We start from the raw sequence: 14,808 nt of genomic DNA on the forward strand, positions 1-14,808 counted from the left end.
GTCAGAGAGAGCTCCAGGGCCGTGCGGATGGCGTCGTCGTCCTCGATCAGCAACAGGGAAGGCACGGGCTCATTCTGGCCCATGCAGCGGCCGTTGACCAGGACCCGGCTCTCGCTGTGCCACCGCACGGCGCGGGCGAGCACCTGGGCCTCCACGTCACGGCCCAGCGCGACCAGCTCGTCCGGCGCGTGCGCGTGGCTCACCCGGACGACGTCCTGCTCGATGATCGGGCCCTCGTCCAGGTCGGGCGTCACATAGTGCGCGGTGGCGCCCACCAGCTTGACGCCGCGCTGGTGCGCCTGGACGTAGGGCCGGGCCCCCTTGAAGCTCGGCAGGAAGGAGTGGTGGATGTTGACGGCCCGGCCGTCGAGCTGCTTGCACAGGTCGTCGGAGAGGATCTGCATGTACCGGGCGAGCACCACCAGGTCGACGTCCAGGTGGCCGACGAGGCGCAGCAGCCGGGCCTCCGCCTCCGCCTTGGTGTCGGGTGTCACCGGGATGTGGTGGAAGGGGATGCCGTAGGTCCGGGCCAGCGGCTCGAAGTCACGGTGGTTGGAGACGATCGCCGGGATCTCGATGTTGAGCGCGCCCGTGGACCTGCGGAACAGCAGGTCGTTGAGGCAGTGGCCGAACTTCGACACCATGATCAGGGTGCGGGTCGGGGTCGACGCGTCGGTCAGCCGCCAGGTGATCCGGTGCTCTTGGGCGACCGGGACGAAACCTGCGCGCAGCTCCTCCAGCGAGCCGGCGCCGGCCGGGACGTCGAAGTGCACCCGCATGAAGAAGCGGTCCTGCAGCCGGTCGTCGAACTGCTGACTCTCCAGGATGTTGCCGCCGTGGCCGACCAGGAACCCGGTGACGGCGTGGACCAGACCGGCCCGGTCGGGACACGAAAGGGTGAGGACGAACTCGCGGCCGGGCTGCGGTCGAGGGGACACGACATCCTCCCTGATGCACATTGCGCAACGACATGAGTGATACGCAACATGGTCCAGCCAAGAGGGTCGACGGGTCAAGAGGTAACGTTCTACTTGGCGCACTACTCTGTGCGATGCGCAACGCATGCGTCCGCCGGTCGCGTCAACGACCGGAGTGGTGCCGCTCCGCGAGTCCCGTCAGATGCGCCGTGCGCGACTCGCTCGTCTGGCCCTGGACCAGCAGGAACAGACCCTCCCTGGCCAGCCGTTGGGCGCGGTGGTGCAGCGACATCGCCCGGCCGCCGCCCGTCACCACGGCCGCCGTCGTGGCCGTACGCATCAGCGTGAACGCCTCCGCCCGCAGCGCCAGCCGCTCCTCCGCGTGCTCGTACGGCACCGGATGGTCGGCCAGCGCGTAGGCCCGGCGGCGGACCTCCGCCAGACGGCCCCGCAGGCCGGCCGCGTACTCCTCCGCCACCAGCGCCAGCGCCGCCTCCGCGATCCCGAAGACCGCCGGACCGGTGTTGCGGGTCTTCGGGCGGTCCGTCGCCGCCCACTCCTCGAACGGCATCCGGAGCGCGACCGCCTCCTCCGGGACCCGCAGGCCGTCCAGGTCCAGGGACACCGTCCGGGACGCGGTGAGCGCGGCCAGGCGCATCGGCTCCGACGGCCGCAGGCCCGGCTGCTCCCGGGCCTCGACGAAGGCGAACAGGGCCTCGTCCGCCTCGGTCACCCCGGCCAGCAGCAGCACGTCGTTCAGGCCCCAACCGGTGAACCAGGGCACGGTGCCGGAGAAGAGCCACCCGCCTGCCTCCCGCCGGACCCGCACGGGAACCCGCGGGTACGACCGCAGATGCGCGTACGCGACCCCCGACAGCAGCTCACCGCGCGCCAGCGGACCCAGCAGGCGCTCCCGCACCGGCAGACCGGACCCGGCCAGGGTCAGCACCGGCGTGTGGTGCTGCGTCTGCACGAACCAGGTCGAGCAGCACGCCCCGGCCAGGATCTCCGCCGTCTCCCGCGCCACGGCCGCGGGCGCCGCCGAGCCGCCGTACGCCACCGGCGCGTTCAGCCCCAGCAGGCCCGAGCGCTTGACCGCCTCGATGTGGCTCGCGGGCACGCCCTCCTGGTCGACGCGCTCGGCGGCGGGGGAGAGGAGGCCGTCGGCGAGCTCCCGGGCGCGGGCGACGAGCGGATGTGCGGCGATGGTCATGGAGAAGATTCTTTCGGTTGCGCGGTGCGAGGTGTCGATCCGGGGGCCTGCCGTTCGTGTAGAAGGCGAACACACCCCACGGAACACCTCACGACGATCGAGGAGAACGTCATGAAGCACTACCTGCTCAGCGTGGTCCAGCCGGCCGGCGGCACCCCGCCCTCCCCCGACGCGCTCGCCGCGATCATGCGCGACGTCGAGGCCTTCAACGACGAACTGCGCGCGGCCGGCGCCTGGGTCTTCGCGGGCGGACTGCACGGTCCGGAGACGGCCACGATGCTGCGGCCCGAAGGCGGGGACGTACTGATCACCGACGGGCCGTACGCCGAGGGCAAGGAGTACCTGGGCGGCCTCTGCCTCATCCGTGCCGAGGATCTCGACGCCGCCCTGGAATGGGGCCGCAAGGCCGCTCTCGCCACCACCCTCCCCATCGAGGTACGGCCCTTCGTGGACCAGCACTGATGGCGGACGCCGCCGACGTCGAGGCCGTGTTCCGTGCCGAGTACGGGCGCGCGGTCTCGGTCCTCGTCCGCTTCCTCGGCGACATCGACCTCGCCGAGGAAGCGGTCCAGGACGCCTTCACCACGGCACTCGACAGCTGGCCGGGCACCGGAGTGCCGCCGAGCCCGGCCGGCTGGATCATCACCACCGCGCGCAACCGCGCGACCGACCGGTTGCGCCGCGAGTCCTCCCGGGACGCCCGGCACGCCGAGGCCGCCCGGCTGTACGCGCCCGACCGACCGGCCGAGGAGGGCCCCGTGCGCGACGAACGGCTCCGGCTGATCTTCACCTGCTGCCACCCCGCGCTCGCCCTCCAGTCCCGGGTGGCCCTGACCCTGCGTCTGCTCGGCGGGCTCAGCACGGCCCGGATCGCCCGCGCCTTCCTGGTCCCCGAGCCCACCCTCGCCCAGCGCCTGGTGCGCGCCAAGGCGAAGATCCGCGACGCGGGCATCCCCTACCGGGTACCGAAGGACGCCGACCTCCCCGACCGGCTGAACGGGGTCCTGGCCGTCGTCTACCTCGTCTTCAACGAGGGCTACGGCGGCGACCCCGCGCTGTGCGCCGAAGCCGTACGCCTGGGGCGGCTGCTGTACGAACTGATGCCGGACGAGCCGGAGGTGGCCGGGCTCCTCGGGCTCATGTTGCTCGTCGAGGCCCGGCGGCCCGCCCGGGAGCCGGTGGCCGGCGAACTGGTGCCGCTGCCCGAGCAGGACCGCGGGCTCTGGGACCGGCAACTGATCGCGGAGGGACAGGACCTCGTCCGGCGGTGCCTGCGGCGCAACCGGCCCGGGGCCTACCAGATCCAGGCCGCGATCAACGCCGTCCACAGCGACGCGCCGAGCGCCGGGGCCACCGACTGGGGTCAGATCCTGGCGCTGTACGACCAGCTCATGGCGGTCGCCCCGAGTCCGGTCGCGGCCCTGAACCGGGCGGTCGCGGTCGCCGAGATGCAGGGCCCGGAGACGGCTCTGGAGCTGGTCGACGCGCTCGACCTGCCCGGATACCACGTGCTGCACGCCGTCCGCGCCGACCTGCTGCGTCGGCTCGGCCGCGACCGCGAGGCGGTGGCGGAGTACGACGCGGCCATCGCGCTCACCGGCAGCCTGCCCGAACGGGTACACCTCGAACGGCGGCGGTGCGAACTCACCGGCTGAGCGGATGTGACCTTCGTCAAACCCAGTAGTTTCGGGCTGCCGGAATTTACTTCGGTCCATGAAAGGTTGCAATATGCATCTGATCGTCGAGACCCCGGTCGGGCCGTGCGGCCCGAGCGCATCACCAGCGAGGCATCCGTGAACCAGCCCACCCCCGAGCAGCCCGCCGACATCGTGGCCCGGCTGCGCGCCACCTTCCGCACCGGCCGCACCAAGCCCGTCGAGTGGCGCACCGGCCAGCTCCGTCGGCTGCGCGCCATGCTCACGGAGCGCGGCGACGAGATCGCCGCGGCCCTCCACGCGGACCTGGGCAAGAGCACCCGCGAGGCCTACGGCTCGGAGATCGACTTCACCGTCCGGGAGATCGACCACACCCTCGACCACCTGGAGGAGTGGCTCCGCCCCGAGTCCGCGCCGGTCCCCAGGCACCTGGGCGACGACGCGACCGCCTGGACGCAGTACGACCCGCTGGGCGTCGTCCTCGTCATCGCCCCGTGGAACTACCCGGCCCAGCTGCTGCTCGCCCCCGTGGCCGGCGCCCTCGCCGCCGGCAACGCGGTCGTCGCCAAGCCCAGCGAGCTGGCCCCCGCGACCTCGGCCGCCCTGGCCCGGCTGCTCCCGGCCTACCTCGACACCGAGGCGGTCGCCGTGGTCGAGGGCGGCATCCCCGAGACCACGGCCCTGCTCGCCGAGCGCTTCGACCACATCTTCTACACCGGCAACGGCGTGGTCGGCCGGATCGTCATGCGCGCCGCCGCCGAGCACCTCACCCCGGTCGCCCTCGAACTCGGCGGCAAGTCCCCTGCGTTCGTCGACCGCGACACCGACCTCACCGCGGTCGCGCAGCGGCTGGCGCGCGGCAAGTTCCTCAACGCCGGGCAGACCTGCGTGGCCCCCGACTACGTCCTGACCGACCCCGAGACGGCCGCGGCCCTGGAGCCCGCCCTGGCCGAGGCCGTCCAGGGGCTGTTCGGCAGCGAGCCCAAGGAGTCCGGCGAGTACGGCCGGATCGTCAACGAGCGCCACTTCGACCGGCTCAGCGCACTGCTCGGCTCGGGCCGGGTGGCCGTCGGCGGCGACACCGACCGTGCCGCCAAGTACATCGCGCCCACCGTGCTGGCCGACGTCGACCCGAAGTCCCCCGTGATGCAGGAGGAGATCTTCGGCCCGATCCTGCCCATCGTGACCGTCCCGGACCTCGACGGCGCGATCGACTTCATCAACGACCGCGACAAGCCCCTCGCGCTCTACGTGTTCAGCGAGTCCGACGCCACCCGGGAGCGGATCGCCGCCGAGACGTCCTCAGGCGCCCTCGGCCACGGCCTGCCGCTCGCCCATCTCACCGTCTCCGACCTGCCGTTCGGCGGGGTGGGGGAGAGCGGCATGGGCAGCTACCACGGCCGCTACTCCATCGAGACGTTCAGCCACCGCAAGGCGATCCTCGCCAAGCCCCTGAGCTGACCCCCCCACCACCCTCCGGGCCCGACCGCACCGACGCGGCCGGGCCCGACTGCTGCCGTGCCGTGCCGTGCCATGCCGTGGGGTGGCGAGGGGGCGGGCCGTCGGCCTCGACTGCCCGACTTTCCTGTTTCCGGGCGCAATTGCGGTTGCCGTGGCCCGGGGCCCGACGGCCGGTTGACTGGTCTACACCCTTGACTGGTACAGACCAAGGCAGTTGAGTGTGCCTCACACCCCCCACCGCGGCCGCACCCCCTTCGAGGGGCGCGGCCGTGCTCCGCAAAGGAGTTGATCCGTGTTGAGGCGCCGTATCGCCGCACTCCTGACCTCGCTGGCCATAGGCAGCTCCGTCCTGGTGCTCCAGGCGGCCCCCTCTGCCTCCGCCGCCGGCTTCGTCGTCAGCGAGGCGCAGTTCAACCAGATGTTCCCGAACCGGAATTCGTTCTACAGCTACAGCGGCCTCACCGCCGCCCTCAGCGCCTACCCGGCCTTCGCCAACACCGGCAGCGACACCGTGAAGAAGCAGGAGGCGGCCGCCTTCCTCGCGAACGTCAGCCACGAGACCGGCGGACTGGTCTACATCGTCGAGCAGAACACCGCCAACTACTCGCACTACTGCGACTGGAGCCAGTCCTACGGCTGCCCCGCAGGCCAGTCCGCCTACTACGGACGCGGCCCCATCCAGCTCAGCTGGAACTTCAACTACAAGGCCGCGGGCGACGCGCTCGGCATCGACCTCCTCAGCAACCCCTGGCAGGTCCAGAACAACTCCGCCGTCGCCTGGAAGACCGGCCTGTGGTACTGGAACACCCAGAAGGGCCCCGGCACCATGACCGGCCACAACGCCATGGTCAACCAGGCCGGCTTCGGCCAGACCATCCGCTCCATCAACGGCTCCCTGGAGTGCGACGGCAAGAACCCGGCGCAGGTGCAGAGCCGGGTCAGCGCCTACCAGAAGTTCACCCAGATCCTCGGCGTCCCGACCGGCAGCAACCTCTACTGCTGACCCCTTCGTCAGGATCGTCGTCAGGATCGTGTGCGACACTCCGCCGATGACCTCCGAAACGATCACCGCGGACGCCTCCGGCACCTGGAAACTCGGCGACCTGCCCGTCCACCGCCTCGGCTTCGGCGCGATGCGGCTGACGGGCAGCGCCGCCTTCCACCACGGCACCCCGAGCGACCGCGACCGCTCGATCGCCGTCCTGCGCAAGGCCGTCGAGCTCGGTGTGAACCACATCGACACGGCGGCCTTCTACTTCTCCGCCCTGCGCTCCGCCAACGAGCTCATCAACACCGCGCTCTCCCCGTACCCCGACGACCTGGTCATCGTCACCAAGGTCGGCCCCTACCGCGACTACTCCGGTGAGTGGGGCACCTCCGCCCGCCCCGACCAGCTGCGCGGGCACGTCGAGGAGAACCTGCGCCAGCTCGGCCGCGACCACCTCGACGTCGTCAACCTCCGCCGGATGCGCCAGGACTCGATCGCGGAGCACTTCGGCGCCCTCGCCGAACTGCGCGAGGCCGGGCTGATCCGGCATCTCGGCGTCTCCGACGTCGAACCGCGCCATCTCGACGAGGCGCTGGCCATCGCCCCCGTGGTGTGCGTGCAGAACCGCTGGGGACTCGACGCGGCGAACCCGGCCACCGACGAGGTCGTGCGCATCTGCGGCGAACGGGGCATCGCCTTCGTGCCGTTCTTCGCCGTCGCCGGCGACGCCGGGGCGCTCGGCGCCACCGCGAACCACGACCACGAAGTGCTCGCCGTCGCCCGCGCCCACGGCGCCACCCCCGCCCAGATCCGCCTCGCCTGGACCCTGCACCAGGGCCCGCACGTCCTCGCCATTCCCGGCACCGGCAACCCGGACCACCTGGCCGAGAACGTGGCGGCCGGCGCCATCCGGCTCACCGAGGACGAGCTGACCCGGCTGAACGCCCTCCACACCAAGGCCGGTTGACGGTCCGGCGCACACCGCCGCACCCGGTCCCGCATCACAAACGGGCTGTCCTGGCACGGGTGCCGGCCCGCCGTCGTCCGCCGTGGCCGCCCAGATGTCCGTCGCCCGCTCCGGACGACCGAGCACGTCGTGGTTGCGCTGCTCGGGGGAACGGGCCGGGTTCGTGATCTCCATGGCCGCGACGCTGCCGGTCGGGCCCGCCCCGCGCCTCGGGCCCGCGTCCTGGGTCACCGGTACCGCGCACCCCGGGATGACTCCCCGGCCGGCGACGGCGCCCCCCCTCCCGCGACGGGCTCCCCATAATGGGTGCACGGGCGTCGGCCGCCGCCGGGCTGACTACACTGCAGTAGACGGTCTGCGGACCGAGGACGAAGAAGGGGTGAGGAACCTTCCATGGCCGACCCGAAGGACGAACGCCGGCCGGCCGGCGAACTGGAGGCGAGCGTCATGGCGGCTCTCTGGGCCGCCGGTGCGCCCCAGACCCCCGGACAGGTGCAGCGGAGCCTCGGCACCGACCTGGCCCGGACGACGGTGACCACGATCCTGACCCGGCTGCACGACAAGAGCGTGGTCGAACGGCACCGACAGGGGCGCGGCTACGCCTACGTCCCCGTCCAGGACGCCCAGGGCCTCACCGCGAAGCGGATGCACACCGAACTCGACCGGGACACCGACCGGCAGACCGTGCTCGCCCGGTTCGTCGCCCAGCTCAGCCCCGACGACGAGCGCGTGCTGCGCGGCCTGCTCGAAGCCGACGAGCAATCCGGTGGATGATGATCGCACTACTGATCCTGCCGCTGCTGCTGCCGTTCGCCCTGCCGGCCCTGGCCCGACGGGCCCTCGACCGGCTGGCCCCCGTCGTCGCGCTCCGGGCGATCACCGGTTCGGCCGTCGCCCTCGCGGGGTGCTCGCTCGCCGCGCTCGGCGCGTTCGTCCTCACCGGGCTGCTCAGCCTGCCGTTCTTCGCGGCGCTCGGCGAGCTGATCCGGCCACTGCACACCGCCGCCGACCGCTACGTGCTGCCGCTGGCCGCCGTGTCGGTGGGCGGCCTCGCCGTGTGTGTCTGGACGCTCGCACGGTCGGTGCTCCGACAGGTCCGCGCCTTCCGCGCGGCCCGCACGGAGGCCGGGCGAGGGCCCGCGGCGGGTGATCTGTGCGTGGTCGACTCGCCGTGTGCGGACGCGTACGCGCTGCCCGGCAGGCCGCACCGGATCGTGGTGACCACCGGGATGCTGCGCAGCCTCGACGGGAGCGAGCGGGAGGCGCTGTTCGCGCACGAACGGGCGCACAATGCGGGCGGGCATCATTACTTTCTCGCCGCGGCCGAGCTCGCCGCGCACTGCCATCCGGCGCTGCGCGGGGTTCGGGACGTCATTCGGCTGGCCGTGGAGCGGGCCGCGGACGAGGCCGCGGCGAGCGCGGTGGGCGACCGGCGGCTGACCGCCCGTGCGATCGCCCGGGCCGCGCTGGCGGGGCAGGGCGGCGGTGTGGAGCGGCCGGCGTTCGCGCCGGGTGCCGCGTCGGGGCCGGTGCCGCAGCGGGTGCAGGCGCTGCTGGCCGCGCCGCGCGGGCGGCGGCGGGCCGGGAGGTGGGTCGCGGTGCTGCTGGTGGCTTGCGCCGGGGTGTCGTGTGTCGCCTCCGCGACCGGGATGGCCGACTTTCACCATCGGGTGGAGGTCGCTCAGGGGGAAGCGGAGCGGTAGTCGGGGCGCCGTTTGGAAGGTGCGGGTCCGTTGTGGCTGGTCGCGCAGTTCCTCCCCCAGCTTTCGGCTGGGGGTACCCCCAGCGCCCCTGACGGGGCGCTCCAGTCGTCGCCCCCTGAATAGTCGTCCCTCCGAGAATTCGTCCCCCCGGAATAGGCGACTGGCATCCCTGGAGTTTTACGTATAACCTCTCCCGCTAACCGCTCCACCGAAAGGCCCCCATGCGACGCGTCGCCCTGGTCACTCTCGTCGTCGGCGACTACGACGAGGCGATCCGCTTCTACACCGAGGCCCTCGGGTTCCGGCTCGTCGAGGACGCCCCGCGCCCGGACGGCTCCCGCTGGGTCGTCGTGGAGCCCGGCGGGGAGGGGCACGGCACCGGACTGCTGCTCGCCCGTGCCAAGGACGAGGACCAGCGTGCCCGCGTCGGCGACCAGACGGGCGGCCGTGTCGGCTTCTTCCTGCACACGGACGACTTCGCCCGCGACCACGCCCGGATGACCGCCGCCGGCGTGACCTTCCTGGAGGAGCCGCGGCACGAGCCGTACGGCAGCGTCGCCGTCTTCCAGGACCTCTACGGAAACCGCTGGGACCTGCTCCAGCCCGCCGCCTGACCGACCACTCCGAACCACCTGCCGAGGACAGCTCCACCATGACTGCTACGCGCGTAGACGCAGACGTGATCCGTCGCCTTCCCAAGGCCGTCCTGCACGACCACCTCGACGGCGGCCTGCGCCCCGCCACCCTCGTCGAGCTCGCGGCGGAGGTCGGTCACACCCTGCCCACCACCGACCCCGACGAGCTGGCCGCCTGGTACTTCGAGGCCGCCAACTCCGGCGACCTGGTCCGCTACATAGCCACCTTCGAGCACACCCTCGCGGTGATGCAGACCAAGGAGGGACTGCGGCGGGTCGCCGAGGAGTACGTCCTCGACCTGGCCGCCGACGGTGTCGTCTACGGCGAGGTCCGCTACGCGCCGGAGCTGAACGTCACGGACGGGCTCACGCTGAACGAGGTCGTGGAGAGCGTGCAGGAGGGGCTCGCCGCCGGTATGGCGAAGGCCGCTGCCGCCGGCACGCCCGTCCGCGTGGGCACCCTGCTGTGCGGGATGCGGATGTTCGACCGGGTCCGCGAGGCCGCCGAAATGGCCGTCGCCTACCGGGACGCCGGTGTCGTCGGCTTCGACATCGCCGGTGCCGAGGCCGGCTTCCCGGCCGCCGACCACCTGGACGCCTTCCAGTACCTGCGCGGCGAGAGCGTGCCCTTCACCATCCACGCCGGTGAGGCGTTCGGCCTGCCCAGCATCCACCAGGCGGTCCAGGCGTGCGGCGCCCAGCGCATCGGGCACGGCGTGCGGATCACCGAGGACATCGTCGACGGCAAGCTCGGCCGCCTCGCCGGCTGGGTGCGCGACCGTCGTATCGCGCTGGAGATGTGCCCCACCTCCAACCTCCAGACCGGCTGCGCCACGTCCATCGCCGAGCACCCGATCACCGCGCTGAAGGAACTGGGCTTCCGGGTCACCCTCAACACCGACAACCGGCTGGTCTCGGGGACGACGATGACCCGGGAGATGTCCCTTCTGGTGGCGGAGGCGGGCTGGACCGTCGAGGACCTGCGCACGGTCACGGTGAACGCCCTGAAGAGCGCGTTCATCCCGTTCGACGAGCGCAGGGCCCTCATCGAGGACGTCGTCCTGCCGGGCTACGCCTCCGCGCTCTGAAGCAGCCCCCGCAGATAGGCGGCCTGTCCGACGTGCTGAAGGTCGTCGGACAGGACGCTCACCAGCCGTACGCCCAGCGTGACCGGCGGATCGAAGCGGGTGTCCACGATCCGTTCGAGATCCTTGGCCGGGAGCTCGCGCAGCACCCCCAGGGTCTGCTCGTGCACCGCGTCGTAGTAGCCGGTCAGCAGATCGCCGGAGTCCACCGTGACCTTCGCGACCTGCGCCGGCGTGTGGCCGTACCCGTGGTCACGGGGCGGCAGGTCGAGGCCGAAACGCTTCTCCCAGCCCTGGGCCGGCCACACCTGGTCGAGGTCGAAGGCGTCGGCGACGTGGTCGTCCTGGATCCGGGTGAGGTGCCAGACCAGCCAGGTGATGGAGTTGGCGCCGGGGGCAGGGAGCTTGCTGAGCACATCGGAGTCGAGGCCGTCGAGGGCGGCATGGACTTCTTCCTGGATGCGGCCGAAGCCGTCGATGAGGATGTCCCTTGCATGCATGCGACCACGATCGCGCATCGCCGGTCGTCATGCGTCCGGAATCCAGCTTCCGTGGAAGCCCAGCGGCACCCGGCCCGGCAGGTGCACCCGGGCCAGCGGCTCGCCGGTGAAGTCCTGCGCGGCGAGGATCAGCAGGTCGGCGGCGCCCCGGTCCGGATTGTGGACGTAGGCGATCGCGTACCCGTCGTCCTCCCGCCGCCCGTGTTCGCCCGGCACGAACACCGCCTCTCCCGCCGCCGCGCCCCTCGGCAGCCGGTGCACCTCGGCCGTGCCGCGTGAAAGGTCGTGCTTGAAGAGGGCGTTGGAGAAGGCGCGGTCCGGTGGATTGCCGTCGCCGGCCAGATAGGCGACGGACATCTCGGCGGCGGCCGCCGAGTAGCCGTAGCGGTGCCGGCGGGACACCAACTCCTCGTTGACCCTGGGGAATTCCTGCGGCCGGTCGTCGAGGGTGCGCCTGCGGACCTGCCCGCGGCGCAGGTCGACGGTCCAGCGCTCCAGCTTCGCGGTGCCCACCGCGTGCGGTCCGTCGGTGGTGGCGCTCGCGACGTCGAACGGCGCCGGATAGGTCGTCAGGTCGATCACCACGGACCCGCCCTCGTCGTACGCGTTGAGGGTGTGCGAGTAGAAGACCGGGTCGACGCCGAACCACCGGACGGCGCCCCCCGACCGGGGCATCACGCCCACCCGGGCCGGGTGTTCACGGTTCCAGACGTACGGCACCGGCGCGCCCGCCTCGGCGGCCGCCGCGTCGAAGGTGACCGGGATGTCGAAGACCACCACGTGCTTCTCGGTGAGCGCGAAGTCGTGCATCATCGGCGCGTCCCGGACCGGGATCCGGGTGGTGCGGGCGAGCCGGCCGCCCGGGTCCACGACCAGGTGCCGGACATGGTCCCAGGTCGGGTAGTAGGCGATCGCGTGCAACTCGTCCGCGTGCGCGTCGTACTTGGTGTGCGCGGTGAACGCGCCCTCCAGGGTGCCCCGGAAGTCGTAGGTGCCCACGGTGTTGAGCTCGCCGTCGAGTTCGTACGGTAGCGGGCCGCTCTCCTGGAGCGCGAGGATCCGCCCCCGGTAGGGGACGACGTGGGTGTTGCAGGCGAAGTCGTCCGGCGGGACCGGACCGGGGTAGGACTCGCCGAGCTTCGCCGTCACCTGTGAGGACCGCACCCAGCGGTTGCGGTACCACTCGGCGCGGCCGCCGCGCAGCCGTACCCCGTGCACCATGCCCTCGCCCAGCATCCAGTGGTGGGCACGCGGATCCTCCAGACCGAGCACGTTCGGGCCGTTGCGCAGGTAACGGCCGTTCAGGTCGGCGGGGATGCGGCCGGTGACCGGCAGGTCGAAGGCCGTGAGTTCCTCGGTGACCGGGGCGAACGCGCCCTCCAGGAAGGGATAGTGACGATCCGCTGTATCCGCTGAGGCTGCCGCTGCCTCCGCCGGACGGACCGCCGTTCCCGTCAGCGCGCCCGCCACCGCGATGCCCGCCGCCCCGCGCAGCACCGTGCGCCGTGTGTGTTCCGCCATCTCCGTACTCCCCGTCGTCGTCGTGGACATCCACGAGTCTGCGGCGACGGGCAGCCGGGGTCAGGAGGGGCAGGCCCCGTCCGGGGGTGTTGCCAGGCCCCCTGTTTCGAGGAGGGTGATCAGCGCCCGGGCCGCCGGGCTGGTGGCCGTCTCGGGCGGGAGCAGGGCGACCGTCTCGTACGCGGTCTCGTCCGTGTCCTTGAGCGCGAGCGCGGTCAGCGTGGGGCGCTTGTGGCGGAAGTGGCGGGGTACGACGGCGATGCCGAGGTTCTCGTCGACCAGGTCGAGGAGGCTGTGCACGTCGTTGACCTCAAGGGCGACCGTGCGCCGCACGCCCGCCTCGGCGAAGGCCGCGTCGGTGGTGCGGCGCGGACCCCAGTCCGGGTGGAAGTCGACGAACACCTCGCCGCCGAGGTCCTCCGGGGTCACGGCCGCGCCGGCCGTCGCCAGCCGGTGGCTGGGATGGCACAGCACGGTCATCGGCTCGCCGGTCAGGGACACCGAGCGCAGCTGGTCGGTGTCGTCCTGGGTGCGGTAGGCGAAGGCCAGGTCGAGCCGGCCCGCCGCCACCTCCTCGGCGAGCGCGCCCGAACCGGCCTGCCGCAGCCGGATCTCCACGTCCGGGTGGCGGCGCCGGAACGCGGCGAGCAGACCGGCCACGTGCACCCCGGCGATGCACTGCTCGGTGCCCAGCGCCAGCGTCCCGCGCAGCACGCCCTGCACCGCGGCCACCGCCTCGTGCGCGGAGCGCACCTGGGCGAGGATCCGCTCCGCCTCGCCGAGCAGCGCCCGGCCCGCCTCGGTCAGCGTCACCCGGCGGGTCGTCCGCACGAACAGCGGCGCCCGCAGCTCCCGCTCCAGGGCCCGGATCGAGGCCGACAGACCGGACTGGGACACCATGAGCCGCTCGGCGGCCCGGGTGAAGTGCTGGTCCTCGGCGACGGCGACGAAATGCTGGAGGTGGCGCAGTTCCATGATTGAGAAGGGTAGTCGCACAATTCCATCGGATTCTCCTGTTGGACCACTGCACGGGGCTCGGGAAAGAGTGGAACCGGTAGATCCTGTGGCAACCCTCTGGAGTCGCGTTGTACACCGCACACCCCGACCGCTACGCCGACATGCCGTACCGCCGCAGCGGCCGCAGCGGCCTGAAGCTCCCCGCGCTGTCGCTCGGCCTGTGGCACAACTTCGGGCCCGACCGGCCCGTGACGACCCAGCGCGCCATCCTGCGCCGCGCCTTCGACCTCGGCGTCACCCACTTCGACCTCGCCAACAACTACGGCCCGCCGCCCGGCGCCGCCGAGTCGGCGTTCGGCGAGGCGCTCAAGGCGGACTTCGCGGCCTACCGCGACGAGCTGGTCATCTCCACCAAGGCCGGTTACCTGATGTGGCCCGGCCCGTACGGCGAGTGGGGTTCGCGCAAGTACCTGCTGTCCTCGCTGGACCAGTCCCTGACCCGGATGGGCCTGGACTACGTCGACATCTTCTACTCGCACCGCCCGGACCCGGAGACTCCCCTGGAGGAGACGATGGGGGCCCTGCACTCCGCGGTCCAGCAGGGCAAGGCGCTCTACGTCGGCATCTCCAACTACTCGGCGGAGCAGACCCGCGAGGCCGCCCGGATTCTCGGCGAGCTCGGCACCCCGCTCCTCATCCACCAGCCGCGCTACTCGATGCTCGACCGCCGCCCGGAGACCGGGGGCCTCCTGGACGCCCTCGACGAGCTCCAGGTCGGCTCCATCGTCTTCTCCCCGCTGGAGCAGGGCCTGCTCACCGGCCGCTACCTCGACGGCATCCCCGAGGGGTCGCGGGCCGCGAGCGACAGCCCGTTCCTGAACTCGGACGCGGTCACCGCGGACCTGGTCGCCCAGCTGCGCGACCTCGACGACGTCGCCAAGGGCCGCGGCCAGACCCTGGCCCAGCTCGCCCTGTCCTGGGTGCTGCGCGGCGGCCGGGTGACCTCGGCGCTGATCGGCGCGAGCAGCCCGCAGCAGGTCGAGGACTGTGTCGGCGCCATCGGGAACCTCGACTTCGACGCGGAGGAGCTGGTGCGGATCGACGCGATCATCAACCGGTAGTCCAGCCGGTCGTCGCCCGGTGATCGACCCGAATCGTCACCCGGTGACCGAGCCGAATCGTCGCCGGGTGATCGACCCGAATCGT

15 protein-coding genes are annotated in these 14,808 nt (G+C 72.0%); 10 read left to right on the forward strand and 5 right to left on the reverse strand.

Translation table 11 applies throughout. The features are described from left to right. Positions 1-938: formyltetrahydrofolate deformylase (purU, locus tag ABT137_RS42570; protein WP_351717579.1), on the reverse strand; the 938-nt coding region annotated here is incomplete at its 3' end. 142 nt (positions 939-1,080) lie between these two features. After that, entirely contained in the window at positions 1,081-2,130 is a 1,050-nt protein-coding gene (locus ABT137_RS42575; RefSeq protein ID WP_351717581.1) for an acyl-CoA dehydrogenase family protein, read from the reverse strand. A gap of 111 nt (positions 2,131-2,241) precedes the next feature. Between ABT137_RS42575 and ABT137_RS42580 the strand changes: the two genes are divergently transcribed. The 9 genes from ABT137_RS42580 (at position 2,242) to ABT137_RS42620 (ending at position 10,627) form a co-directional block, all read left to right on the forward strand. Then, a complete protein-coding gene (locus ABT137_RS42580) occupies positions 2,242-2,592 on the forward strand; it encodes a YciI family protein (RefSeq protein ID WP_351717583.1) in 351 nt (116 codons plus the stop codon). After that, a complete protein-coding gene (locus ABT137_RS42585) occupies positions 2,592-3,785 on the forward strand; it encodes an RNA polymerase sigma factor (protein WP_351717585.1) in 1,194 nt (397 codons plus the stop codon). Before ABT137_RS42580 ends, ABT137_RS42585 begins: the two co-directional genes overlap by 1 nt. 6 nt (positions 3,786-3,791) lie before the next feature. Then, a complete protein-coding gene (locus ABT137_RS42590) occupies positions 3,792-5,246 on the forward strand; it encodes an aldehyde dehydrogenase family protein (protein WP_502984662.1) in 1,455 nt (484 codons plus the stop codon). A 328-nt stretch (positions 5,247-5,574) separates the two neighbouring features. Then, on the forward strand, positions 5,575-6,249 hold the full coding sequence (locus ABT137_RS42595) for a chitinase (RefSeq protein WP_502984663.1): 675 nt from the start codon (positions 5,575-5,577) through the stop codon (positions 6,247-6,249). 46 nt (positions 6,250-6,295) lie between these two features. Next, the gene (locus ABT137_RS42600) at positions 6,296-7,201 is read left to right on the forward strand and encodes an oxidoreductase (RefSeq protein WP_351717588.1); all 906 of its coding nucleotides are present in this window, start codon (positions 6,296-6,298) and stop codon (positions 7,199-7,201) included. Positions 7,202-7,594: 393 nt separating this feature from the next. Beyond that, positions 7,595-7,975: a BlaI/MecI/CopY family transcriptional regulator gene (locus ABT137_RS42605; protein WP_351717590.1), complete on the forward strand. Its 381-nt coding sequence runs from the start codon at positions 7,595-7,597 to the stop codon at positions 7,973-7,975. Beyond that, the gene (locus ABT137_RS42610; RefSeq protein WP_351717699.1) at positions 7,975-8,904 is read left to right on the forward strand and encodes a M48 family metalloprotease; all 930 of its coding nucleotides are present in this window, start codon (positions 7,975-7,977) and stop codon (positions 8,902-8,904) included. The genes ABT137_RS42605 and ABT137_RS42610 overlap by 1 nt, the downstream gene beginning before the upstream one ends. 221 nt (positions 8,905-9,125) lie before the next feature. Continuing rightward, positions 9,126-9,518, forward strand: a complete 393-nt coding sequence (locus tag ABT137_RS42615; protein ID WP_351717592.1) for a VOC family protein — start codon at positions 9,126-9,128, stop codon at positions 9,516-9,518. A 38-nt stretch (positions 9,519-9,556) separates the two neighbouring features. Beyond that, positions 9,557-10,627: an adenosine deaminase gene (locus ABT137_RS42620; RefSeq protein ID WP_351717593.1), complete on the forward strand. Its 1,071-nt coding sequence runs from the start codon at positions 9,557-9,559 to the stop codon at positions 10,625-10,627. Here the strand turns inward: ABT137_RS42620 and ABT137_RS42625 are convergent. From ABT137_RS42625 to ABT137_RS42635, 3 genes are read right to left on the reverse strand one after another with little or no spacing between them, the layout of a single operon-like run. Beyond that, a complete protein-coding gene (locus tag ABT137_RS42625; protein ID WP_351717595.1) occupies positions 10,609-11,124 on the reverse strand; it encodes a mycothiol transferase in 516 nt (171 codons plus the stop codon). The two genes, ABT137_RS42620 and ABT137_RS42625, sit on opposite strands and share 19 nt — an antisense overlap. Before the next feature lie 27 nt (positions 11,125-11,151). Continuing rightward, positions 11,152-12,645, reverse strand: a complete 1,494-nt coding sequence (locus ABT137_RS42630) for a carotenoid oxygenase family protein (RefSeq protein ID WP_351717597.1) — start codon at positions 12,643-12,645, stop codon at positions 11,152-11,154. 60 nt (positions 12,646-12,705) lie between these two features. Continuing rightward, the gene (locus ABT137_RS42635) at positions 12,706-13,620 is read right to left on the reverse strand and encodes a LysR family transcriptional regulator (protein ID WP_351717599.1); all 915 of its coding nucleotides are present in this window, start codon (positions 13,618-13,620) and stop codon (positions 12,706-12,708) included. 110 nt (positions 13,621-13,730) lie between these two features. On the opposite strand from ABT137_RS42635, the gene mgrA reads away from it, so the two are divergent. Further along, positions 13,731-14,723: an L-glyceraldehyde 3-phosphate reductase gene (mgrA, locus tag ABT137_RS42640; protein ID WP_351717601.1), complete on the forward strand. Its 993-nt coding sequence runs from the start codon at positions 13,731-13,733 to the stop codon at positions 14,721-14,723. Positions 14,724-14,808 lie beyond the last annotated feature (85 nt).

The organism is Streptomyces sp. NPDC001980 (assembly GCF_040296885.1).
GTDB lineage: Bacteria > Actinomycetota > Actinomycetes > Streptomycetales > Streptomycetaceae > Streptomyces.